Annotated in this window: 12 protein-coding genes (1 of these 12 only partly in view); 7 read left to right on the top strand and 5 right to left on the bottom strand. The window is 70.7% G+C overall.

Going from position 1 to position 25,068, the window contains the following annotated elements; genetic code table 11:
- Nucleotides 1-5 precede the first annotated feature (5 nt).
- The 3 genes from ACTFTM_RS00085 (at nucleotide 6) to ACTFTM_RS00075 (ending at nucleotide 14,129) form a co-directional block, all read left to right on the top strand.
- Nucleotides 6-12,767: a hypothetical protein gene (locus ACTFTM_RS00085; RefSeq protein WP_449563856.1), complete on the top strand. Its 12,762-nt coding sequence runs from the start codon at nucleotides 6-8 to the stop codon at nucleotides 12,765-12,767.
- 100 nt (nucleotides 12,768-12,867) lie between these two features.
- Complete coding sequence (locus tag ACTFTM_RS00080; protein WP_449563855.1) at nucleotides 12,868-13,467, top strand: LuxR C-terminal-related transcriptional regulator; 600 nt, start codon at nucleotides 12,868-12,870, stop codon at nucleotides 13,465-13,467.
- Nucleotides 13,468-13,505: 38 nt separating this feature from the next.
- Nucleotides 13,506-14,129, top strand: coding sequence for a response regulator transcription factor (locus ACTFTM_RS00075; protein WP_449563854.1), 624 nt, complete (start codon nucleotides 13,506-13,508; stop codon nucleotides 14,127-14,129).
- Nucleotides 14,130-14,184: 55 nt separating this feature from the next.
- On the opposite strand, the gene ACTFTM_RS00070 is transcribed toward ACTFTM_RS00075, so the two are convergent.
- Together ACTFTM_RS00070 and ACTFTM_RS00065 are read right to left on the bottom strand one after the other, a co-directional pair.
- Nucleotides 14,185-15,648, bottom strand: a complete 1,464-nt coding sequence (locus ACTFTM_RS00070) for a non-reducing end alpha-L-arabinofuranosidase family hydrolase (protein ID WP_449563853.1) — start codon at nucleotides 15,646-15,648, stop codon at nucleotides 14,185-14,187.
- Nucleotides 15,649-15,968: 320 nt separating this feature from the next.
- The gene (locus tag ACTFTM_RS00065) at nucleotides 15,969-16,631 is read right to left on the bottom strand and encodes a hypothetical protein (RefSeq protein ID WP_449563852.1); all 663 of its coding nucleotides are present in this window, start codon (nucleotides 16,629-16,631) and stop codon (nucleotides 15,969-15,971) included.
- 184 nt (nucleotides 16,632-16,815) lie between these two features.
- Here ACTFTM_RS00065 and ACTFTM_RS00060 point away from each other — a divergent pair, with 184 nt between their 5' ends.
- The 4 genes from ACTFTM_RS00060 to ACTFTM_RS00045 all read left to right on the top strand — a co-directional run bounded on the left by ACTFTM_RS00060 (nucleotide 16,816) and on the right by ACTFTM_RS00045 (nucleotide 22,451).
- Nucleotides 16,816-18,033 carry a HupE/UreJ family protein gene (locus ACTFTM_RS00060; protein WP_449563851.1) on the top strand — a complete coding sequence of 406 codons (1,218 nt, stop codon included), beginning with the start codon at nucleotides 16,816-16,818 and terminating at the stop codon, nucleotides 18,031-18,033.
- Nucleotides 18,034-18,175: 142 nt separating this feature from the next.
- Entirely contained in the window at nucleotides 18,176-20,149 is a 1,974-nt protein-coding gene (locus ACTFTM_RS00055) for a fibronectin type III domain-containing protein (protein WP_449563850.1), read from the top strand.
- A gap of 91 nt (nucleotides 20,150-20,240) precedes the next feature.
- Nucleotides 20,241-21,308, top strand: coding sequence for a WxL protein peptidoglycan domain-containing protein (locus ACTFTM_RS00050; protein ID WP_449563849.1), 1,068 nt, complete (start codon nucleotides 20,241-20,243; stop codon nucleotides 21,306-21,308).
- 171 nt (nucleotides 21,309-21,479) lie between these two features.
- The gene (locus ACTFTM_RS00045) at nucleotides 21,480-22,451 is read left to right on the top strand and encodes a quinone oxidoreductase family protein (protein WP_449563848.1); all 972 of its coding nucleotides are present in this window, start codon (nucleotides 21,480-21,482) and stop codon (nucleotides 22,449-22,451) included.
- A gap of 3 nt (nucleotides 22,452-22,454) precedes the next feature.
- On the opposite strand, the gene ACTFTM_RS00040 is transcribed toward ACTFTM_RS00045, so the two are convergent.
- The 3 genes from ACTFTM_RS00040 to trpS all read right to left on the bottom strand — a co-directional run.
- Entirely contained in the window at nucleotides 22,455-23,045 is a 591-nt protein-coding gene (locus tag ACTFTM_RS00040; protein ID WP_449563847.1) for an HAD family hydrolase, read from the bottom strand.
- A gap of 42 nt (nucleotides 23,046-23,087) precedes the next feature.
- On the bottom strand, nucleotides 23,088-24,293 hold the full coding sequence (locus tag ACTFTM_RS00035) for a low temperature requirement protein A (protein WP_449563846.1): 1,206 nt from the start codon (nucleotides 24,291-24,293) through the stop codon (nucleotides 23,088-23,090).
- A 72-nt stretch (nucleotides 24,294-24,365) separates the two neighbouring features.
- On the bottom strand, nucleotides 24,366-25,068 hold the 3' portion of the coding sequence (trpS, locus tag ACTFTM_RS00030; RefSeq protein ID WP_449563845.1) for a tryptophan--tRNA ligase. It continues 356 nt past the right edge of the window; 703 of the gene's 1,059 nt are visible here — the last part of the coding sequence; its start codon lies beyond the right edge, outside the window — the gene reads right to left on this strand; the stop codon is at nucleotides 24,366-24,368.

Raw genomic sequence — 25,068 nt, 5'->3', positions numbered from 1 at the left:
CCGCGATGACGGATGTCGCCGAGGTGGCCTGCCCGGAGTTCGTCACCACCTGGGTGCGCTCCGGTCAGTGGCTCAGCCTCGGCGGTCCGGTGCCCGATTCGGTGTTGGCCGCCGCGCGGCTACCGGGTCTCCACCAGGTCCATGTCGATCCGGCCGCGTTCGGCACCGGGCTCGTCGCGGACGCCCTGCGAGGTCAGCCGCAGACGATCGTCGAGCGGATGGTGTACGTACCGCAGGTTCTCGAGCCCGGCCCGGAGGTCGCGGCCGACCACGCCGACCGGCTCGGTCTGCCGGTGCTCGTGCGGGCCCCCGACTCGCTGGCGTTGAGCGGACCGCGGGTCGTGCCGCTCCAGACGGCCGGCGGGACCGGGGCTGTCCTCGTACATCCCGCCGATCGCCTGAGCAGGGCGGCGTTCACCGCCGACGGTCGGGCCCTGACCCTGGCCCAGCTCGGGTCGATCGCGGACCGCGTGGCCGAGTCGACCGGCACCACCCAGGACGAGTTGGCACTGCTCGGTGTGCTTGCCGGCGCGCTCTATCCGACGGGCGTACGGCGCCTGCCCGGCCCAGCGCATCCGGTCACCGGGACGACCAACGACGTGGACGACTTCCGCGCCATCGAGCACTGGGGTCGGCCTCCCTCGTGGGAGGCGGTGGACGGGGCTCTTCGACGGTCGGGACCGGGCAGCACCGCGCTCGTCCTCGCCCTCGGCAGCGAGGGACGGCTCCGGGGACTGGCCGTCTACCGCTCGTCGGACGAGGGGAGCGTGTGGATAGACCCCCGGGCCGGTGGCGCGTCGCGACTTGTCCCCGACCCGGGCGGGGCGGGCGTCGTCGCGGAGCTGGGAAACCCGACGGAGTCGCGGGTTCTGCTCATCGGTCCGGGCGGCGAAACCATCGACAATCGGCAGCTCGTCCTGCCCCCCGCCGCCATCTCGACAGCGACGTCGTCCGAACGCGACTCTCTTCTCGGCACACCCGCCGTCAACACGGCCGGGCAGGCGGACGGCGTACCGGAGGCGACCGTCCAGAGTGCGCCCGAGGCGCCACAGACGGCGGGACCCGTCCTGTGGGACGAGGCGGTCGAGGCACACGGGGATCGCCTGGTCGACGTCATACCCGGTCCGGACCACTGGCCGGTGTCCTCGGGTAGCGGCCTGGCCGCCTACCTGCGGGAGCTGCGGGTCACCGGGAACGACGTACCCGCCGATCTGGGCGCGAGCGCCGCACGGGCGATCATCGGATGGATCCGCGACACGGTCGACGCGGCGACCACCGACCGCGCGCTGGCGACACTGCTCGGTGACCGCCCGGGGGCCGGCCCGAGCGGGCTGACCGTCGAGGTCGAGATCGGTCTGCGGCCGGCCCTGGCCGACGAGACGGCTCAGGAGCGCGAGGTGCGCGAGGCGCGGGAGGCGGACTTCGGCGACTGGCTGACAGCGCAGGTGTACCGGCATCTCAACGTCGGGTTGGCCCGTTGGGCGCAGCGGGAGGGCAACGGGCGGATGCTGCCGCAGGTCCGGGTGCGGCACTCGGTGGTGGACAGCGAGGCCACGGAATTCGTCCGGCTGCGGGGCCGCACCCACGACCCGGTACCGGACGAACCCCACCGGTTGACCGGGCAGTTCGCCCACATCCTGCGGGGACGCGCCATCGACGTGGCCCTGGACCCGTCCTCGGGTCAACCGACCGCGCAGGCCACGACGGCCATCGACGTGCTCGCCCAGGAGGTCGCCGACCAGGCTGTGCTCCGGCACCTGATCGTCGACGAGTTCCGTGGGCAGCAGATCACGAAGTTGGCTCCGGAGGAGACGTCCGGCCCGTACGTCGAGCTGACGGCCACGTACGACGGGATCGACGGAACCCTGGACGACGCGGAGGAGGCCATCGTCTACGTGGGCGATTCGTTCGAGCGGAGCCTCCGTGGGGCGATCGACGAGCGGATCGCGGCCCTGACGGGCGTCCGCGCGGACCCGACGCAGGCGCGGGAGATCTTCTCCCGGGTGCGGATCGGTGTGGAGTCACAGCCGGTGTCGCATGGGGCGGCCCCGGGCGCGCAGCTCGGCTACGTGATCCCGCCGTCCTCCACACGTGTCGACGATCTGGCCGGGCCGAAGCTGGAGTACCTGAGCCGGTGGCGTCTGAGCCCGCTCTCCTCCGAGCAGGACGGGTGGTGGCGTGCGGACGATCCGGTTCCGGACGTGGACGACGTCGTGGCGGCGTTGCCGGCGTCGGCCTTCCGGACGATCGACGCGGAGGTCGTGGACATCGGCGACCGGTCCGGCGACCCACGGATGTTCCGCTGGAGCGGCGCCGACGTCAGGTACGACGTGGCCCGGATCGAGATCCAGGACGGGACGGCGTCCGGTCGGCGTTCGTCGCCGCCCCACCTTCGGGTCTTCCGCGTGCGGCTGCACCTCGCCGGGGAGGGAAGCGTCACCGCCACGGACATCGAGGCTTACCAGGCCCACGCGCGGGCCGCGATCCGCCAGGAGGTCAACGGGCGCTTCCGTCTGCCCGGCGGGGACCAGTTCCACCTCGACGTGCAGTTCACCGGCGACGCGGCGAACGCCCACCACGTGATCAGGGTGCCGGAGCACGCCGCCATGGATGCGGGCACCTGGCCCCGGAGCCATCTGAGTGAGCCCGTCCAGTACGTCCGGGACTCGGTCCTGCACGAGATGCTGCACCTGTTGGGGTTGCCGGACGAGTACGTGCAGAACGGCGGCGCGTCCGGTGCCGCCTCGGTCCTGCGGCGCGACACGCGCGCGGCGGACGATATTCGAGGTCCACGTCGACCGGACCTGCCACCCGCGCTGATGCAGGACGTCACCCGGGTGGGCGGCGACCACATCATCGCGCCGCGCTATCTGTGGGAGATCGCGTTCGTCCAGGAGAGTCATGCCGCCGCGTCGCTCACCGTCGTGCGCCGCGGCGGCGCGACCATCGAGGTCACTCCCCTGGTCACGGTCGGCCCGGCAGCCCTGCTGCAACACATGTTCGCCGAACATCCCGCCACCACCACCGCCAGGTTGGCCGACAACCTACGGTACGAGCACGACGTCACCGCCGCCCTGCTGGGAGCGAACCCGGATCGGGTCGAGGGCTACACGTACGTCATGCTCCCCACCACGGTGGCCGAGCGTCTCGTCGCGGGTGAACGGTTCCCCCTGCGGGGGCAGAGCGACGATTTCGAGTTCGAGGACCTTCCGGACGGATACACCGTGGTGATCGTCCGATCGACCGCCCTGTTGCTGGACAGCTCCGAAGGGGAGTTGAGGTTCGTCCTGCCGGCCCCGGACGCGCCGATCGTCCTGCGCCAGTCGTGGCCGAACGGCGGTGGCTACTTCGAGCAGGCGCAACCGTTCGACCTCGCGGCGGACCAGGTCGCCGGGCCCGGGGTGACGGTCGACCTGTCGGACCTGGTGGAGCCGGCGACCTCCGCCCGCTCGCCCCTGCGCCGTCCACCGGCCCAGCACCGGGTACTCCGTAAACCGGAGCCCACGGTGACGCGACCGCGTGGCGGGGTTCCTCGGCACGTACCGGACCGCCGGATGGACCAGCCGACCCTCACGTCGCTGACCCCGACGCGCCGCCGGAGGCCGGTCCCGCAGCAGGTGACACCGTCGAGCGAGTTGTCCGAGGATCCTCGCGCGGTGTTCGGCCGGGTCGCGGCCATGCCGACGAGCGTCCGGAGCGAGTACCGCAGGTGGGCGGACGATGTCATCGATGGCCGGCGGTCCGCCGCCGGGGTCCCGAAGCTCACTCCCGTCCGTCGCGCCGAACTCGGTGACCGGGTAGTCGACCTGCTGCGCAACAACGATCATCGGCAGCAGTACGAGGCGGAACGGGTGGCCGGCGACTTCGTCGACCGGTTCCTGCTCGACGGGCCACCGCCCCTGCCCACCCCGCTGTTCGGGCGTGATCTCGAAGCCGGGTTCACCTTCGCTCCGGGCGCGACGGACCTGTCCTGGCCCGATCATGCCGAGCTGGACGCCTTCGTCAGGTCGGTCGTGGCCGAGACGTCCCGACGCGTCGAGGACGGACTGCCACCGCTGCGCCTCCATGCGGCCGTGGGGCCGGCCCGGGTACCCGGGCTCGTCGACCGCCTCGTGGAAAGGGTGCCCGGCCTGGATCGAGGGCTCGGCCGGCGCGCGTCCGAAGCTCGTTCGCAGCGGCTCACCGAGACACTGACGGAGCTGCTGAAGGCGCACGACCGGACGAACGACGGCGTGGTCCTCAGCCAGGACGCCGTTCGGGTGGTCACCACCGCTGCGCCCCGCGAGCACGGGCCGAGCCACGACCGGGTCCGGATCTGGGTGGGCGCGCCGGCCGGTGAGCAGGCGCCGGCCGTCGATGTCGTGCCGCCGGAGCAGGTGCCCACCGTCGTACCGAGCCGGTGGGAATCGACGACTCCCGACGAGGACGCCGCGACGCCGGAGATCAGCGACAGCCCCGCCATGAAGGCGTACCGGGAGTTCCGGGCTTCCGGCCTGCCGCAGCTGTCGGGCGACGGGGTCGCGGTGCCGGTCGCGGACGAACTCGCCTGGAAGGTCGCGCCCGGCGCGCTCCGCGGCCCGGCGGCGGACGTTCTGGAACGGGTGGGGCTCCGCGCGCTGGTACCCGCCAACGACGGCTACCTCGCGGCCGTCATCGCCACCCTCACCCACCGTCGCCTGCCGGGAGGTGTCGAACTCGCCGAACAACCGCCCGAAATGTTCCACGTGGCCATCGCCGGCATGCTGGAGGCGGAGCTGTCGACTGCCGGCACCCCCGGCCCCCGGCTCGGCCTGGACAGCGCCGACGCCACTCGCCGGCAGGTGCTCGACTGGATCGCCGAGGGCCTGCCCCCGAGCCGCGTGCCGGAGGCGATCCGTGCCGCCCTGCGTCTCGAGGACTCGACGTCGGGGCGGATCCGGGCGGTGGTCACGCTCATGGCCAACCTGATCGAGCGCCCGATCGACGTGCTCCTGCCCGACGGCGTGGTGCACCGGACCGGTGACCAGGACCCGGCTCGGGACGCTCTGCTGCTGGTCGCGACCGATGACGGCCAACTGCTGGCGACCGTACCCCGCGATGGTGTGCCGGCCCTGCTGCCGGCCGGCGGCGACCGGATCCTGGTCGCGACGGAGTTCGGCGCGGCCGGCAGCATGCCGAGCGACGTGGCGACGTTCGACGGCTTGCAGATGTTTCTGCGGCACCTTGCCGGCGCGGAGGATCTGCCGCTCCCGACGTCCGAGCAACTCGCCGCGTCGCTGCGCGGCGCCGCCGACCCCGCTGGTGACGGCCTCGCGGAGGTGTTGCGCCAGGCTCTTGCCGCCGCGGGCGAGCGGGCGGCGGGAACCACCGCCGACCCGACCGGACTGACCGTGTTGCCACCGGGTTCGACGTCGGTCAACCGGCTCACCGACTTCCAGATCGCCCGGCTCGAAGAGGCGCGCCTGGGCGCGGTCTGGACCGCGTCCGGCCCGGACTCCGTCTTCGAGGCCCTGCGCCTGTCGGCGCGCCATGGCGCACAACGGATATCGGGTCTCGCCGAGCTGCCCGCGCCGGCGCTGCGCCACACCATCGCCGCGTTGCTGCTCGCCGATCTGGCCGCTTCGGGCGGAGTCGCCGCCCCGCTGCTCGGCTTCGCATCGGAGATACCAGCGGCGAACCGGGAGTCGGTACTGCGCTGGATCTCGCGGCTCGCCACTCCCGGAGCGCCCCTGCCCCGTCAGACGCCGAGGCGGATCGCCCAGGTGCTCGCGCAGGCGTTCGCCGTGCGGGTGGAACTGATCCACCCCACCCACGTCGAGACCGTGCCGGCCACCGGGTCCGCCGAGGACGCCGCCGCGCCACCGCTGCGTCTGCTTGTCACCCCCGACGGGCACGTGATGCCGGCGGTGCCGGTGGCCGACCGGCACGACGCGATCCGCCGACCGGCCGACGCCCCCGACCTCCTCGACGACGCCACGGCCGAGAACGGCTCGTTGGCGGCCGGGGGTAGCCAGGTGCGGGCGCCCGAGCCCGGGTCGATCGTCCACACGATCGGCATACCGCACCAGACCCTTCCGTACCTCGACGAAGCAGCCGCGAACATCATCGCGGCGGCGCACGTCAGGGGCGTGACGATGTCACCGGACGAGCAGGCGATGCTGCCCTCCCGGCTGCTCGGCAACTACCGGGAACTCGTCGGGGGCGGCCACCTCGTCCAGGTCGGTCCGGTCGAGATGCTGGTCCGACTCGACCCCACCGACGCCGTCCTCGCTCCGAGCCCCGCCGACCGGCGCTACGTGGCCGACGAGGTCGACGACTGGGACGCGGAGGGCACGGACGGCACGCACCTGGCGGATCCGGAGGCCAGGAAGAAGCTCTTCCACGCGATGCAGACGACCAGCAGTGGCTTCAACACGGGCGGGGGTTCGCTGTCCCACTCGGGTCAGGCCGGCGCGTTGCGTGGCGCGCTCGGGCTCGGCGTGGGGTTGGGCCTCGGTCCGGGTCTGGTCGAGGTGGCCCGGGCCGGGGTGACGATCTCCGGTACGGCCAACCGGGTCGACCGTACGACGGTGGGTGTGCAGGACGCCGAGTCCGGCCGGGTGCAGGACGACCGGATCGACTCGACGCTGGTGTCGTACACGCCGAACTGGTCGGTGCGGGTACGGTCCGGCGACTCGACCGGTTGGACCGACGCGCCGACGACCTGGTCGAGCGCGCAGGAACACCCGGACGACCAGGAGCGCCTGGAGGTCTGGGTCCCCGATCACTACCTACAGGCGGGGGAGCCCCAGGTCCAGGCCATCCGTCCGACCGACGACGAGGCGCTCGCCGCCGACTTCGACCGGCGGACGAGCCAGCTCCCGGACACGTACTTCGCGACCGGCCTGACCGGCCTGCCCGAGCTGTACGACCGGATCGTCGCCGAGTTGCGGACCAACGGGCTGTCCCTCGACACGGACGGCCCGGAGCGTCGCGAGTTGCGCCAGGCGCTGTGGAAGTTGAGCTTCAACCTGGACACGGCGGTCAACAACCGGCAGCTCGCATCGGTCACCGACGATCAGGAAGAGCAGCGGCGGCGGGTCCAGACAAATGCCGGCGGTTATCCGATCACCCTGCACGACCGGGCCGGTCACGCGGTGGCGGTGGTGGTCGTGCAGACCGAGCGGGACACGGAAACCGCCGTCGAAAGGGTCGGCGCCACCAGCGACAAGGCGCACATCGAGCGGGTCAGCACGGCCATCGGCGCGCACGGCGGAAGCTTCAGTCTGACCAACGAGAGCGAACTACGGACCAGCGGCGAGCTGAACTTCATGCCGCTGCCCGGTCTGGTGCTGGGACCGAGCGTCGGTGTCGGCTGGACCTGGAGCAACAGTGACTCGGTCAGCGGCGGCCACACCGGCATCTGGGTGCACGTGTCGCGGTACGCCGGCCGCACCGCCGGCTACCGGGTGGGGCTGCGGCACCGGGCCGTCGTGCACGTCGCGAACAAGGCCAGGAGCGCGCCCACGACCACCGGCGACGTACGCGGGGAGGCGCTGGTCCGGCTCCCGGAGCCGGCGGCGTTCGCGCACGGCTTCCCGGTCGACGCCACGGCGCTCCGTCAGCCCCCGGGCCCGGACGTGTCGACCGTCGAGTACGCCCCCGGCCTGGTCGAGGACGGCAGCACGCCGGCCAGCGCGCTGGAGAACGTGGCCCTGCCCCGGCATGTCGCTCAGGGGCGGGGTATCGGCATGGGCCTGGCGACTGTCGACGACCGGGTCGCGGAGGAGCTTCGGGGACAGGTGCTGTCGGAGCTGGCCCGAACCGGATTCGTCCCGCCGCGGCGGTTTCCGTTCGCCACGCAACCGACGCTCGGTACGAACGCCCACATCGGCAGCGACAGCCGCCTGGCCAATCTGGCGCTGATCGACAAATTCGTCTCCAGCAACGGCTTCTCCGCCTTCTACGACCAACTCCACCAGGACGGCCTCTCCTTCACGCTGCGCGGCGACCCGCGTGGACACCGGCGGCGCGCGGCCCGGGTGACGATCACGGCGGTCCAGGATCCGGCGGAGCTGAGCAGGACGGACGAGCGGGGCAACTCGACGCTGCTGCAACGCCGGACCGGCGAGTACCACCTCGTGAACCTCGCCATCGGGAGCAGTTCGGGGTCGTACACCGTCGGTGGTCGGCGGGCGGTGGCCCTGAGCGCGCGGTTCGCGGCCGGCGTGAAGCTGATGCAGACCTGGGGTGTGAGTGCCGAGTACGGCTACGCGCAGGGCGCGACGCAAACCGCGGGCCAGACGCTCAGCGAGCCTCAGTTGCTGGAGTATCCGGGGGACGTCGACGAGTTCCGGCTACCGAGCCGCTTCCAGGTGACCGTCGACTACGAGCACAAGCCGCGCCGGGAGGCGCCCACCTGGCAGAGCCAGCCGGTCGACGGCGAGGCGACCGTGCTGCTCGTGCCCTCGATCAACAACGCGCGGCTCGACGACCAGGAGCCCATGGACCGGCCCACCGACGTGAGTGTGCTGGACCAGGCGGTGATCTACTACGCGGACACCACGGGATTGCGCGACGCCGCGCGTCGGCTTCAGCCCCACCTCACCGGCCCCGGGCAGCCGGGCGACGAGGAAGTGTCGATCTTCACGAGCACGGCCAACGTGCGGTCGTACCTCAAGGAGGTCCTGCACGACGAGTACCAGACCGAGAACCTCTTCCGCTCCGGTCTCCTGCGCCACAAGCAGGGGAGTCTCGGCGTGCACGGCACGCTCGGGCCCAGTGAGTTCGTCGGCGCCACCAGCGACCAGTTCACCTCCGGGTTGATCAAGCTGTACCTGTCCCAGGCGTCGCACGGGCACAGCAGTGGCCACGGCATCAAGGTCTCGGTGGATGAGCGGACCCGGGCGGGCACCACCGCCGCCAACCTCTCCGCGGTCCAGAGCCAGCTCTCGGCGTGGGTCCGGTACGGCAGCAACACGTCGAAGTCGTCATCCCGTACGGGTGGGGTGGAGATGCTCGACCTGGACTTCCACAACGTGTACGCCTTCCTCGCCCCGGTCGACTTCACCGTCACCGGGGCGTACGAGGCGCACGCGAAGTTCCTGCCCACGTCGGTGCGGCGACCGCAGTCGGAGCCCGTGACCGGTCGACAGATGATCTATCTGCTTCCGGAGCACGAGGCGCTGAAGCGGTACGGCGAGGACGCCGTGCCGATCGGCCACACACAACTCATGGACGCGCTGCGTCGCTGGAAGGACGGTGCCGGGGACGCCGAGCAGAAGCTGGAGCTGAACCACCGGGACGTTCGGGCCGTCATCGAGCGGATGGAACGCGAGTCGCGGACACGGCCCGACTACCCGTACCGCCAAGAGCTGAAGGACCTTCGGGCCCACCTGACCGATCGCGGCCACGACGCGCTCAGCGCACGCCTGGCCACCCTCGGCTTCGACAGCGTCGCCGAGTTGACCATTCCCGACCACCTGCTGCCGAACGGACCGACCTCCCTGGGGCACAGCGGCGTGCACTCGCTGACGTTCCGAGACGGGACGGAGCACGATGCGCGTCCCTTCGACATCGTGCACAGGGCGATCGACGCCGCCGTCCCGGGTCTGCTCGGGGCGCGCCGGTCCCAGTGGGCCCCGAACACGGCGGACCGTAAGCCGGTCGAGGTGTGGTGGCGGCGTCTCGTCGGCGAGAAGCCGGTCATGGGACGTCTCGCCGGTGGCCTCGACTACCTGGAGACCATGTTCGCGGGCACGCGCCTGAAGTCGATGAGCGACGACCTGTTGCAGGGCGTCCAGTTCTACCTGGTCAACAAGGTCGCGGGCGGCCTGACCGAGGTGGTGGAGGTCGCGCTGCGTCTGACGGTGGACACGGCTCCGCAGATCCACGACTTCGTTCCCGAATCCGGCAACGAGAGGTACGGCCACGCGTACACCGCGCAGAGTTCCGGCACGTCGGAGGGTCTCTCTGGTGGAGTGGGGGTGCTTCAGCCGTCCTTCGCCGGTGCCGGGAGCACCGGAAGCACCAGCGGCGGCCTCGGCCTCACCGCCTCCGGGGGACAGCAGACCGGTGTCGTCCAGGCGCACCAGAGCACCGAGGAACAGACCATCTACGACTGGGGCGGGCACTACCTGACCCGTTCCGACGTCTCCCTCAGTGTCGAGGTCAAGCGGCTCGACATGCCGAACCGGCCGCTGTCCAACCTGCTCGTGCACGGCGTCCGACCCTTCACCGGGCAGTCGGCCTCGGTGCGGCGCGAGCACCGGGGCGAACTGGCGCTGAAGCTGCCGCGCAGTGTCGCCGAGGCTCGCCGGCTGCCCCGCACCCTCGACACGTCCGACCTGCGTGCCCTACCGGAACTGCCCCCCGGGGCGTACATCCACAGCGTCTTCCTCGAGGACGGCCTGGCCGCGGGCTGGGGTCTGCTCGGTCGGATGTTCGGCCCCGAGGCGAACGACGTCACGTTCCGGTCGTCCGTCACGCTGCCCACGCTCTTCTCGCGGAGCCATCTCAGCAACTTCCTGCGCAAGGCGGTCGCCGGTCGGCGACACCATCTCGCCGAGGACATCTTCCTGCCCGGTCACTCCCGTACGCGCGCCAGCCTCTACCTCGTCGGCGACCTGCACCACCTTGAGGTGTTGGAGCAGCTCGAAGGCACCGGCACCGGCCGGTACGCGAAGGACCAGGCGGGTACGAACGTCTTCGCGAGCAGGAACGAGATGCGACCCGAGCTGTCGGCGAGGTTCAACCAGGACCAGGCGCTCGGTGTCGCCGATCCCGCTCATCCGACCGAGCCGTGGGGAACGCACACCGGTGGCGCCAACACCAGTGCCGCCCGCGTCGCTCCGAAGGGCGACGGCAGCGGGCAGACGGTGAACTACCGGACCGAGCAGCACGTCAAGCAACAGGGCCGGCTGTACCGGGTGCGCATGCGGTTCAAGGGTCGGCTGGAGGCCGAACGTTTCGAGAAGGGCTCGTCCAAGCCGAGCGGCAGCTTCGTCAGCGACCGGTTCACCGGGCCGGTGTACGCCGAACTGTTCGAGCACGAGATAGCCGATCTCACGGCGCGTATGCGTGACGTGCCGGAGCCGACGACCGATCCGCAGCGGTGGCCCCGACCGGACGACCACACGCCGCGCCACGACCTCGACCAGCTCGCCAGCGCGTGGGGACGGGCCGGTCACGACCAACTGACCCTCGCCGAGCGCATCTCCGGCCACATCCGGGATCACGCCCGCACCAACCAGGTGGTGTTGTCCTCCTCGGCCGCCCGTCGTGCCTACCACCGCTACCTGCTCGTCGAGGAGTGGGCGATCAAGCAGCTCGGCGAGGGCGACCCGGAGGCCGACCGGCTCCGCCGGGACGTCGCGGGCCGCTACGAGCTGATGTGGAAGATCAACGAGGGTACGCCGACACCCGCGTTCGTCGACGAGCTGACGACGCGTACCACCAGGCTGACCGAGTTGGTACGGGCGCGGAAACCCGCTCTGGCGCCCCCCGTCGGATTCACCCCGGACGCCTACGATCCGTTCCGCACCGCCCGACTGGTCGCGCACAACCTGCGCCGCTACGTACAGCTCGACCTGACCGACGCGGACGGCACACTGACCTCCCACCGGATCGACCCGGGCGGACACCTCGCCCCCGACGGCGAGCGCCCCCCGTTGGTCCCAGTCGAAGGCGGTGCGGTCGACACCGGCATGGCACCGCAGGCGAGCGTGCCGTCGCTGGTCGTGGACACCGGGCCGGCGACTGAAGAACCACTGAACGACCCCGTGGTGCTGCCGCCCGGCAGCCGGGCGGAACTCGACGCGGGCCAGCTCTACTGGGTCGGCCCACAACCCACGGCGATCAGGGGCGACCGGATCCGCTCGGCGGCCGGGCAGGTGGACGGGCCGGTCGTGCACCTCGGCAGCGTCCGGCCGGGTCTGAAGCCGCTGGACGCGGACGTGCGCGATGTCGGCCGCCTGGTGCAGCAGTTGGCTCTGAAGAGGCAGCAACCAGTCCTGGTGACGACGGCCCAGCTGACCCCGGCGTTGAAGACCATGTCCCGGACGTACGGCTTCAGCATCGTCCATCTCGTTCCGCGGGCCGCAGCGGTCGCCGGCGGGCTGGCGTCGTTACCGTCGGCCGTACTGGCGCAACAGTCCGCGCTGGCACCGGTCTGGCAGGTGGTCGGCGGCAACGGCGACGTCGAGGATCTGGGCGAGTCGTTGCGGGCAGCCGGGCTGCTCCGGGCGGGCGAGCTGGCCCGACCGAGTGGTGACTCGACCAGCAGGGCGGTGGGCAAGCTCCTGCTCGCGCCGACCAGGGACGCGAAACTGGCGGTGTTCACCGCCTTTCGAGGGGAGTTGGCCGGTGAGCGGGCACGCGACGACCTGCGGAAGATCGTCGAGCGGGTGGACGGCGACCCGTGGTTCCGGAAGTTCACGCCGCTGCTGGGTGAGCTCGGTGAGTCGGGCAGGGCCGAGTTCGTGCTCGACTTCCAGGAGTTGGAGAGTCCGGTCGAGCGCAACCGCCTGCTGATCGGTGCGGCGGGCCGCGAGATCGACCGTGACCTGCGCGTCGGCCTCATCCAGGACTCGGGTCATCAGGTCGCCGGAGCGGCCACCGCTCTGCACGCGGTCGACCTCATGTTCGCCGACGGGTTGCAGGCTGCCGTCACATGGGTCCGGGACCACTCCGCCGACCTGCGCAACGAGGAGAAGCAGAACTGGGTCGACGCCATGCGCGAGGTCGCCGGTGGGCAGGAGGACCGCGCGGCGGATCTTCTGCGGTTGTCCCAGGAGGTGTTCAACTGCTGACCGGTCGCCCCTCCGGTGACCGCCCGGTTGCGCAAGGCGAGTCAAGTGGATGTCAAGACGGCCTGTTTATGGTCGTCCGGCGATCTACAGGAGAGTCCGTATGACAACAATCGCTGTCGTCGCCGCCGGGTCGGTGGTGCGGCAGGGCGTCTGTCGTCTGCTCGCCGAGGCGTCGTCGGGGTTCACGCCGTGTGGCTTCACGTCCCTGGCGGAGATGCCTGCCGAACTGGACCCGGACGTGGTGGTGATCGACTGGCCGCACCGTGCCGTCGACGCGCTCGCCCGCCTGCTGCCGGCAGACTCCCGTGCCGTACTGCTCTGCGACCCGGCCGACCCACCGGACCTGGCTCAGGCGATAGCCGCGGGCGCGCGGGGCTTCCTGACCCGTGACACGGAGGTCGACGATCTGCTTCTCGCCGTCGACGCCGTGCGGCACGGCGGGATACACCTGACCGCCGACATGCTCGGCATGCTGACCGGGGACGCCGAACGTCACCACCTCGCGCTCGGCGAACGTGAGATCGAGTTGCTGCACTGGGTGACGAGGGGCCTGACCAACGAGCAGATCGGTGGGCGTATGAGCCTGACGAAGTCCACCGTCACCTCGTACGTCAGGCAGGTGCGGAGCAAGTTGAACGCCGCCAACAAGACCGACCTGACGCGACGCGCGATCGAACTCGGGTACGTCGTACCGCGCTGACCGGGAGGTGCCGTCGTGAACCAGCCCGAGGACCACGCGTGAGTACCCTCGATGTGGCGGTGGTGTCACCGTCCGACGTCGCCCGGGCCGGGCTCGTCCGGCTGGTGTCCAACCTGCCGGGCCTGCAGGTGAGCCTCGAACTCGCCTCCGTCGCGCGGCTCGTCGCCCTCCCGTCCGGTCCTCCCCTGGCCATCGTCGACATCACCGGGCTCCGGCGCGCTCCCGTGCACGACCACCTCTGGTCGGTGCTGCCGCGACAGACCCGGGTGGTGCTGGTGTGCCGACCGGACGTGCGGCTGTCGCTGCCGGACGCGATCAGGGCCGGCGTGCGCGCGATGATCCTCGCCGACGAAGCCGAGCGGGACCTGCGGATGGCCACCGAGACCGCGGCTCTGGACAGTGTCTACATCGGCCCTGGGCTGGTCGAGGCCGTCTGCGGTCCGCTCAACCCCGGCCCGGTTCATCTGGCCGAGCGGGAGATCAAGGCGTTGCGGCTGGTTGCCAGCGGGTTGAGCAACGTGATGATCAGCGAGCGGATGGGCGTGACCGAGTCGACCGTCGGCACGTACCTGAAGCGCATCCGGGCGAAGCTGAACGCCGCCAACAAGGCCGAACTCACCCGCCGGGCGATCGAACTGGGGTACGTCTCCCCGCACCGGTGAACAGCCGACAACACAGCGGGCCCGGCAGGATGCCGGGCCCGCTGTGCGGGTGGTGTCAGCGTTGCAGGGTGAGCAGGCCCGGTCGGTAGGGCAGCAGGCCGTAGTCGACGCCGTTGGAGGAGGGCGATCGGCCTTGGTAGAGCAGTTGGAGGTTGCAGGGGTCGACGGTGAAGGTCTGGTCGGCGCTGGTGCGGATCAGCTCGCCGTGGCTGATGTCGTTGGTCCAGGTGGCGCCGCTGTTGGCCTTGCCGGCGAAGGGGTTGCTTTCGGTGGCGGCCTGGGGGGTCCAGGTGCCGTTGAGGCTGGTGGCGGTGAAGGAGCGGAAGTAGCGGCCCTGGCTGCCGATGGCCTCGACGATCATGAGGTAGCGGTTCTGGCCGCGGAGTTTGTACACCTGGGGTGCTTCGAAGAGGTTGTTGGTGGTGTCACTCATGATCGTGGTGTAGCTGGAGCCGAAGCTGGCGGGGAAGTTCCCGATGGGCATGCTGGCGCGGTAGATCTTGCCGTTGTCGCCGGCGAAGAAGAGGTACATGTTCTGGTCGTCGGCGATGAGGGTCTGGTCGATGGGGCCGGTGCCGGAGCCGGTGATGCTGCCGGTGAACAGGGTTTGCGCGGCGGACCAGCCGTTGGCGTTGGTGGGGTCGCTGGAGGTGCGGTAGGAGAACGCGGTGCCGCCCCACTGGTAGGCCAGGACCCAGATGTTCTTGGGCGCGAAGTAGAACAGGGTGGGTGCGACGGTGCCGCTGTTCATGGTGTTCTGGCTGGCCGAGGCCATGTCCGACCAGTTGGTGAACAGCCCGAAGTTCATCGAACCCCACCGGGTGCCGAAGTCATGGGTCGTGGCGTACACGAGTTGCCGACCGTTGTAGGGGGCGACGGTGAAGTCCTTGAGGGACACCCAGCCGGACTTCGGCTGCGCCAACGCCCCGGTCGACGACCACCGGTACGACGACGGCAGGTTGCACGTGGTCGGAGGCGGGGTGGTGGGCGGCGGGGTGGTCGGAGGCGGAGTGGTGGGCGGCGGGGTCGTGGGCGGCGGCGGCGTCGTGGGCGGCGGGGTCGTGGGCGGCGGGGTGGTGGGCGGCGGGGTGGTGGGCGTCGTGCCACCGTTGCAGGTCACCCCGTTCAGGGCGAAGCTCGTCGGCGCCGGGTTGCTGCCCGTCCAGGAGCCGTTGAATCCGAACGACGCCGTGCCGTTGGTCGCGATCGAGCCGTTGTAGCTCACGTTCCGCGCGGTCACCGCCGCCCCGCTCTGCGTCAGGGTGGTGTTCCACGACTGCGTGATCGTCTGCCCGGCGCTGTACGACCAGGTCAACGTCCAGCTGCTCACCGGATCGCCGAGGTTCGTGATCGTCACGTTGGCGCCGAAGCCACCCGGCCAGTCGGACGACACGGCGTAGTTCACCGAGCAGCCCGCCGCTGCCGCGCCCGCCGGCAGCGCCACGGCGACCGTCGCCGACGCCAGTAAGGCGACACCGGCTGAGACGACCCCGATATTGGTCGGTCTGAATATGGTCATCGAGCACCCTCCTGACGGGACGGCGGCCTCCACATTCGTGGGAGTCATTGTTAGGTGAGCGTTAACAGCCGCGTCCGGTATGTTACGGGAGCGCTCCCAAACCATCAACCTCGATGTCTCAGCGATTAACTGACGGCGTCGCCAGCGCTCCGATCAGGGCTTTCGCGGCGGATCTCCCCTGCCGGCCGGGTGGAGTAGACGCGCGGGCCGCTGCGGTTTGGTGTGTCGGTGGGTCGGTCGAGGGTGGGTCATCGCTGTTATCGATAACATCCGGTCGTCCGGTCACTCCGTGCCCCAGCAGGACGAACACCGCGGCGAGGTCAGAGCCAGAGCACGATCCCGGTCAGCTCGTTGAGCACGGCTGCCACGCCCGCCCGGATGGCCGCCGCGCAGCGCTCGGGCGTGAACGAGGCCGCGTCGTACGTCGAGGACATGCCGAGCCCTTCGCCACGGAACGACGCGCCCGCCCAGTCGACGGCGGTGACGTTGTGGGTGGGCTCGGCCAACTCGGCGCCCACGACCAGGAACTTCTCGTCCAGGTGGTTCGGCGTGACCAACGCCAGCGGGTCGATCAGCTCGTTGCCCGCGCTGACGATGAGGTCCGCGTTCGTCCCGATCGCCGTGCTGATGCCCGCGACGGCGTCGTGCGGGTCGCCGACGACGACCGTGCGCAGATCGAGGTGCTCGTCGTCCGCCCAACTCCGTACCGCCGCCACGAGCGCCTTGGTGGGCGCGTCCTCACCTGCGGTCAACAGCACCACCCGGTAGTCCTTCGACGGGTGCACGTCCACCCACGAGCCGGGTTTCGGCGTGATGGTCGCCTCCGGTGCGGGCGTCGTGGCGGTGTCGACGAATCCCGGACCGAGCGTGCCGACCGCGCTCGGCGTGGGGCGCGGTTGGGACCAGTCGTCGCCGGAGCCGCAGCCGGCGAGGAGTGCGGTGGTCGTGGCCAGCAGGGCGACGGCCCGAAGCGGGGGGCGCAAAGTGATCGTCCTTCTCCGATGAGGGCGGGCAGGTGCGGGTACGCCTCGTATTCCTATCCCAGATCCGGCGGGCCGCGATCCGCGAGCGGCCGCCCCGGCTATTTGTTCTCCATCGGTTCGTCGGCGGGCGGGCTCGTGTTCACCCACGAGGTGCAGCGTGCACTGGCCAACCGAGGGGAACCGCATGCTCAGGCACATTCGCCGTACCGTCGTCGTCGCCGTTGTCGCATTCGCGGCGACGGTGCTTCCGTTTCTCGGCGGGGGAGCGGCCCTCGCGCACGGTTTCTCGTCGACCGTGTACGCAAAAATCTCCGCCGGAGACGAGGGTCACATCCGCACCGAATTGGGGCTCGAATACGACCTCCTGGTGGTGTCGGCCGCCGACTCCGGCGACGATGACCCGCTCTTTCGGGTGGGGACCGCCGCCTTCGAGGCGGGTGACTCGAACGCTCAGGCGGCCGCGCTGAAGGCCCACGCTCCGACGGTCCTGCGCTACGTCGCCGACCGCCTCTCGGTGACCGCCAAGGACGCGCCGTGCCGGCCGACCCAGGTGCGCGACGCCACGGTCGGCGCCCGTGACGGTGTGCCGTACGCGAACCTGCTGCTCGACTGGACCTGCCCCGAGCGGGTCGCCGAGCACGAGGTGCGCAGCGGTCTCTTCCCGGACGACGAGGCGTACGTCAAGGGCACCAAGACGATCGTCACCTACCAGATCGACGGCCGGTCGGGCAGTGCCGCGCTCGACGCCGCCAACCCGTCCTTCTCGACGGCCCAGACCGCCTACCAGCGGTTCGGTGAGTTCTTCCTGCTCGGGGCCGAGCACCTGCTGTCCGGCGTCGACCACATCCTGTTCCTGCTGGCGCTGATCGCGGGGTCGCGGCGTCTGCGGGAGATCGTGCTCGCGGCCACCAGCTTCACCCTGGCGCACTCGGTGACGTTCCTGCTCGCCGCCCTCGGCCTGGTCGACGTGCCGGCGAGCCTCGTGGAGCCGGTCATCGCGCTGTCGATCGCCGTGGTGGCCGGCTGGCACCTGTGGGGGATCTGGCGGCGCGGTGACCACGCGACGGACCTGGAGACGGCCGGACGCGGTCACCTCAGCCTGGACCGCCGGGGGTGGGTCCGCCTCGGTGTCGTCTTCTGTTTCGGCCTCGTGCACGGGTTGGGTTTCGCGGGCGCGCTCGGCATCGACGAGGCGTGGTCCTGGACGTTGCTGTGGTCGCTGCTGGTGTTCAACGTGGGTATCGAAGTCGTCCAGTTGGCGATTATCGCCGCCGTCTTCCCGCTGTTGTTCGTGCTGCGCCGTCGTGCGCCGAAAGCGGGTCTGTGGGCGACCGGTGCGGTTTCCGCAGGGGTGTCCATCATGGGGCTGATCTGGTTTGTTCAGCGCGTCGCAGGGTCCTGAGTACGGCTAACCAGTTCGTGAAGTGCAGCCGCTCGCAAGATCACGTTAATGATCGGTTCACCGGTCGGCGAAAAGTTTGGATCCGCTTCCCCACGCTCGGGGAAAGCAATCCATTTCTCTATTCGAAAAGGGAACAATGTCGATGACATTGAGCACCTCGACACGGGCCGCAGGGCTCGTGCGGCGACGCGTCGTCGCCGGGGTCGTGGCCGGATTCCTGGGAGTGGGCGCGGCCCTCGGCAGCGGTGTGCTGACCGCCGCCAGCGCCGCTGACCCCACCACCGTGTCCGGCATCGTCCTCGGCGTCGGCGCGAACGAGACCCAGCGCATCGTGTCCTGGTACTCCTCGACCGACACCGCCCAGAAGATCCAGCTCGCCCCGACCGCCGAGATCGTCAACGGGGAGTTCCCGGCCAGCGCGATCAGCTTCGACGCCGTCGGCGCCGCGAACACCTCCACGACCGGCTACAACCGTCACGCCACGATCAGCAACCTGCGGGAGAACACGGCGTACTCGTACCGGGTCGGCGCCGAGGGCAGCTGGTCGCCCACGTACGCCTTCCGGACGCGGGACTTCGAGGGCGACTTCGACTTCCTGTTCTTCGGCGACCCGCAGATCGGCGCGTCCGGCGACGTCGCGCGGGACCAGGCCGGGTGGGCGGAGACCCTGAAGGTCGCCACCGCGGCGAACCCGAACACCGAGCTGCTGGTCTCCGGCGGTGACCACGTCGAGTCCGCGAACGACGAGGCTCAGTGGAGCGCGTACCTCTCCCCGGACCAGCTTCGGCAGTACCCGACGGCCGCCACCATCGGTAACCACGACGTCGGCGGCAAGTCCTGGGAGCAGCACCACTTCACCCCGAACACGGACCGCTCGGCCCAGTACTACAACGGCGACCAGTCGACCCGGTCCGGCGGTGACTTCTGGTACATCTACAAGGACGTGCTGTTCATCGACCTGAACAGCAACAGCTACGTCAACCCGGCGGACGGCTCCCCGGGCGGCGACGCGGCACACGTCGCGTACGTCTCGGACATCGTGAAGAAGCACGGCTCCGAGGCGAAGTGGAAGGTGCTGGTCTATCACCACTCCATCTACTCGGCCGCGAGCCACTCCACCGACGCGGACAACAAGAACCGGCGCAAGGACTTCACGACCGCCTTCTCCGATCTCGGCATCGACATGGTGCTGCAGGGCCACGACCACGTGTACACCCGCAGCTACTCGATCAAGAACGGTCAGAAGGAGAACCCGGCCGAGAAGCCGGCTGCTGCCGACGTCTTCCCCGGCCCGGGCGGCGTCATCTACGTGACGGCGAACTCGGCCTCCGGCTCGAAGTACTACGACATCAAGAAGCCGGACGGCTCCGGCACCGGCGTCGAGGGACTCGGCCCGGACCCGCTGAACCCGAGCAACTACTGGTTCAACTCGGTGGAGAACCAGGAGCACGTCCGCAGCTACGTCAAGGTGCAGGTCAAGGCCGACAAGCTGGTGCTCCAGAACGTCCGCAGCGGCACCTGCGCGGCCCCGAACGCGGCCGTCGAGAAGGGGCTGTCGTGCAGCAACACCGCCGAGGGGCAGCCGGTCGGCTCGATCGTCGACAACACCACCATCCACCCGTACCACGGTGACGGTCAGGCCATTCAGGTCAACGTGCCCAACCCGGCGCCGGGTGAGTTCGGCTGGACCATCGACGGCTACAACGGCCTGGTCGACCTCGGCACCGCGCAGGAGCGCAACGGCAGCTACTTCGAGGCGACCGGCAAGATCAACCCGATCCTCGTGTCGGACAGCCGTCGCTCGCTCGCCCCGTGGTCGATCTCGGCAAGCGTCGGCGACTTCTCCGACGCCGACAAGACGTTCTCCGGCTCGTACCTGGGCTGGACCCCGTACGTCCTCGACGCCGGCGCGGGCGCGGCGGCCGGCGCTCCGGTCCTCTCGTCCCTCGACGACCAGGGCAAGGGCCTCTCGGTCTCCAGCGGTCTGGGCGCCGCCGAGCAGGGCCACCCGCGCGGCGGGGCCAAGCTCGGCGCTGACCTGGACCTGAAGATCCCGGACAGCATCGCGAAGGGCAGCTACCGCACCACCCTCACGATCACTGCCCTGAGCAGCTGATCGAGCCTGTTCCACCGGGCGGGGTAGGCACCTTTCGGGGCCTACCCCGCCGCCGGCTCCTCCACTACCAAGATCACTTCAAGGACCTGAGATGCGACCGTCCGTAACGCGCTGGAAGACACTCCTACGTACGACCGTGCTGTCCCTGCTCGCCGCCGTAGCGGCGGCCGGCGTCGGCGGCGGTCCCGCCCTGGCGGCCGACGGCAACGTCGCCTGGACGGTCCGGACGGCCTCCAACAGCTACGGCGAAGCCCGGTCCAGCTACAGCTACAACGTCAATTCCGGCGGAACCGTCGAGGACGCCATGATGGTGGCCAACCGCGGCCCGGCGCCCCTGACCCTCGCCGTGTACGCCGCCGACGGCTTCACCACCGACGCGGGGAAGCTCGACCTGCTCACCAGGGACAAGAAGTCCACGGCCGTCGGCGCCTGGGTCACGCCGAGCGCCGGCAACGTCGTGATCCAACCCGGGAAGACCGCGCAGGTGCCCTTCACGATCGCCGTTCCGGCCAACGCCACGCCCGGCGACCACGTCGGCGGCATCCTGACCGCGCTCACCCAGACCGACCAGGCCGAGGGCATCAACGTGGACCGTCGCCTCGGCATCCGGATCACGTTGCGGGTGGGCGGCGAGCTGAAGCCGGCCCTCGCCATCGAGAACCTCCACGTCACGTACGACGCATCGTCCAGCCCGGTCGGCAAGGGCGACGCCACCGTCTCCTACACGATCCACAACACCGGTAACGCCGCCCTCTCCGGGAAGCAGTCGGTGTCGGTGTCGGGCCCGTTCGGCGTCCTGCGCGCGCGGGCCGGTGACATCGCCGCGCCGCCGCAGTTGCTCCCCGGCGAGAGCTGGGACGTGACGGTGCCGGTACCCGGTGTCGCACCCGCCGTCCGGCTCGCGGCGACCGCCACCGTCACTCCGCTGCTCACCGACGCGTCGGGCTCCACCACCCCGCTCACGCCCGTCGAGTCGACGGCACACGGCTGGGCCCTGCCGTGGACGCTGGTGCTCACGCTCGTCGTGCTGATCGCCGCCGTCGTCGGCGCGTACCTGTACCGCCGCCGCGCGCGGACGCGGCGCAAGGCGCGCGAGGACGCCCGGGTGCGGGACGCCGTCGAGCAGGCACTCCGTGGCCCGCGGCCGCAGACGTCCTGACCACCAGGCGCGGATGGCCGCGCGTCGCAGGACGCGTCGCGCGGCAGGCCGTGAGCCGGAGGAGGCAACCGGCCCGGTCGCCCTTGCGGGTGAACGGCACTCGGCACCGGCTCGGATTCGTCCCCGAGCCGGCATGCTGCGACGGTGACGCCGGCCGGAGAGGAAGCCCCCATGGTTGACGCGGACGTGCCAGAGCGGATGCAGGCCGCGGCCTTCGACGAGTTCGGCGGGCCGGAGGTGATCACCCTGCGGAAGCTCCCCGTTCCCGAGGTCGCCGCCGACGAGGTGCTGATCAAGGTCCTGAGCGCGGGCGTCGGGGTGTGGGACGCGTACGAACGGCAGGGCGTGTTCGTGCCCGAGGGTTCGTCCCTCCCGATCGTCCCGGGCTCCGACGGCGCGGGAACCATCATCGCGGCCGGCGACAAGGTGACCGGCGTCGCGGTCGGTGACCAGGTCTACGTCTCCGCCACCACCCGGCCCAAGGGCGGCTTCTACGCCGAGTACGCGGTCGTCAAGGCCGAGTACGTCGCGAAGCTGCCCGACGGCGTACCCGCCGAGCACGCCGGCGCCATGTCCACCGACGCGCTGACCGCGCTGGCCGGCCTGGACACCCTCAGCCTGTCGGCCGGCGCCTGGCTCCTGATCTTCGGTGCGAGCGGCGGTCAGGGCCACCTGGCCGTGCAGTTGGCCAAGCGGCAGGGCCTTAACGTGATCGCGGTGGCCTCCGGTGCGGACGGCGTCGCGCTGGTGACCCGGCTCGGCGCCGACGTGTCCCTGGACGGCCACGGCGACCTCGCCGAGGTCCTCACGAGGATCCGGGACGCGGCCCCCGAGGGAGTGGCCGGCATCCTGGCGATGGCCGGCGGCGAGACGCTGGACCGGTTGACCGAGACGCTGTCCGACGGCGGGGTCGTGGCGTACGCCCACGGGGTGCAGCCGGAGCCGAGCGAGCGCCCCGGCATGACGGTTCGCGCGTACGACGGCGTGTCCAACCCCGGGCAGTTGCGGCGTCTCAACGAACTCGTCGAGGCCGGCCCGTTCGTGGTGCACGTGGCGGAGAAGTTCCCGCTGGGCAAGGTGCGGGAGGCGCACCGGCGTCTGACGACGTCGTACGCCGGCAAGCTGCTGCTGACGGTCGCCTGAGGGTCAGGCGGCGCGCTGCTGCGGCACGCGTACCGACGCCATGCCGGCCGCCGTCGCGGCCTGGATGCCCAGGTCGGTGTCCTCGAAGACCAGGCACGACTCCGGGGGTACGCCGAGCTGCCGGGCCGCGAGCAGGAACGCCTCCGGGTCGGGCTTGGCCCGCGTGTAGTCCTCGGCGCAGACCAGCACGTCGAAGCGGTCCAGCAGGTCGAGGGCCTCCAGGGCTCCGGTGACCGCGGCCCGGGTGCTGCCGGAGACGACGGCGAACGGCACCCGCCGGTGCGCCTCGTGGATGTGTGCCACCACCTCGGGCACGGCGCCGACCTGCGGCAACAGCTCCTGGTAGATGCGCTCGTAGTTCTCCACGACGGTCGCCACCGGCATCGCCAGACCGTGACGCTCGTTCAAGGCGACGATGATGTCGGCGGTCGGCCGGCCACCCCAGGCGTAGAAGAGGTCCTCGGGGAACTCGCAACCCCACTCGTCGAGGGCCCGCTGCCAGGCCACGTAGTGCAGCGGCATCGAGTCGACGATGGTGCCGTCGCAGTCGAACAGGTACGCGGCGAACTCACCGGGCGGCAGAGGCAGGGTCACCGGGGAAGGGTACAGCGGCCGGCCAGCGCCGACTCCGGACCGTCAGGGACGCGTGGGTCGCGCCGGGTCGACCCGTTCGTCACGCCGGTCGAACCGCCGTTCGTACCAGGTGACCGCGATCAGGAAGAGGGTCAGCATGCCGAGCGCGGCCAACGGCGCGAGGGCACGACCGACCGGCAGCAGGGCCAACGGCAGCAACGCCGCGACGACCTGCGCCGGGTACACCGCGCGCACGGTCAGCCGGCGGAGAGTCAACCGGCTGAGCAGGTAGAGGGCGACACCCGCGTAGAGGGCGCCCGCCGCCTCCCAGCCCAGCGGCCCGGTGTCGGTCGAATCCTCGGAGAGCCGAGCGATCACCTCCTCGATCCCGAGCGCGAAGTAGATGGCGCCGACGATCAGCGGGGAGTGCCCGATGCCGTACGCGTCGCCGGCCACGTCGGCCCGTCGGTCGTCCGGCACATCGCTGACGGCCCTGCGCGCGGCGGCCGCGAGCCGGTCGAAGTAGAGCCACCACAGGCAGACCGTGCTGACGAGACCGAGCAGCGCCGCGGCCACCGCCGCACCGACGGGCGCCATCGTCCGTGGCCCCGCGCCGGCGGAGATCAGCGACTCACCGAGGGCGATGATGAGCACCAGGCCGTAGCGCTCGGTGAAGTGGTCCACGCTGCGCAGTTGCCACGGGTGGAAGGCGGACGCGAGTCGCGCGCCTCCGATGTCCACCAGCAGCGCGGCCGTCCAGAGCAGCGTCTGGGCCGTCCCGCCGAGCAGCGCCCCGCCGACCAGCGGAAACCACGCCAGCACCACCGGCAGGCTGAAGGAGCCCAGCGTCGAGCGCAGCGACGGAATCGTCACGCTCACCCAGGCGAGGATCACGAGCTGCACCGCACGGACGACCACGTACGCGAGCGCGAGGGTCAGCGGCGCGTCGACGAGCCCGGGACCCTGCCGCCAGGCGTCCGGCAACACCAGGGCGGCCACGAAGATCGCCGCCATCGCGACCAGGGTCGCTCCGCGGACCAGGCCGAGGTCCGCGCGGACGAGGTTGCCCACCCAGGTGTACGGCCCCCAGGAGTAGAGCAGCAGCAGGAGCAGGAGCAGTCCCTGGGCAAGGGTGAGCGGCGCGCTGGACGGCTGCGCCATGAACGCGATGACCCGGGTGAGCGCGAAGACGAAGACCAGGTCGAAGAAGATCTCGAACATCGTCGTCCGGTGCGTGGCACCCACCACGACCGGACGAATACCCCTCATCCTGGCATTCTGCGCCCTCGGTGGGCCGTCTCGGGTCTCCCCGTCACAACGGGAAGACCCGAGACGCCCGCGTCAGGCCGGCGCGTCCGTCCGCCGGCGGGTCCGCTCGGCCCGCCGGCGCACCTGTTGGTACGTCCCGGTCAGCCCCATCGCCCGCCGTACCTCGGTCAGGGTCTGGCGCACCTCCTGCCGGGTGCGCTCGGTCCCCTCGACGATCAGCCGGTCGACGAGCCCCCGGTCGGCCTCGATCGCCGCCCGCCGTTCCCGGATCGGTGCCAGGAACGTCTCCAACGCCTCGACCAGCCGCTCCTTGACCTCCACGTCACCGACCTGTCCGGCCCGGTAACGCCGGGTCAGGTCGGCCACCTCCGCACGGTCCGGGTTGAACACCTCGTGGTACGCGAAGACCGGGTTGCCCTCCACCGTTCCCGGCACGTCGGCCCGTACCCGGTTCGGGTCGGTGTACATCCCGCGGACCTTGCGGCGCACCGTGGCCGTGTCGTCGGACAGCGCGATGGTGTTTCCCCGGCTCTTGCTCATCTTGGCGATGCCGTCGGTGCCCACCAGGCTGGGGTTGTCGGCCGGGATCAGCTCGGGCACCGGGAAGACCGGCCCGTACAGGTGGTTGAACCGCCGTGCGATCTCCCGGGTCACCTCGACGTGTGCGGCGTTGTCCCGGCCGACCGGAACCACCTCGCCCTTGACGCAGAGGATGTCGGCGGCCTGGAGCACCGGATAACCCAGCAACCCGTACGGCATCTCCTCCTTGCCGGCG

Source organism: Micromonospora sp. RB23, assembly GCF_053585025.1.
Note: the sequence above shows the minus strand (reverse complement) of the source record. Positions and strands in the feature narration are given on the sequence as shown.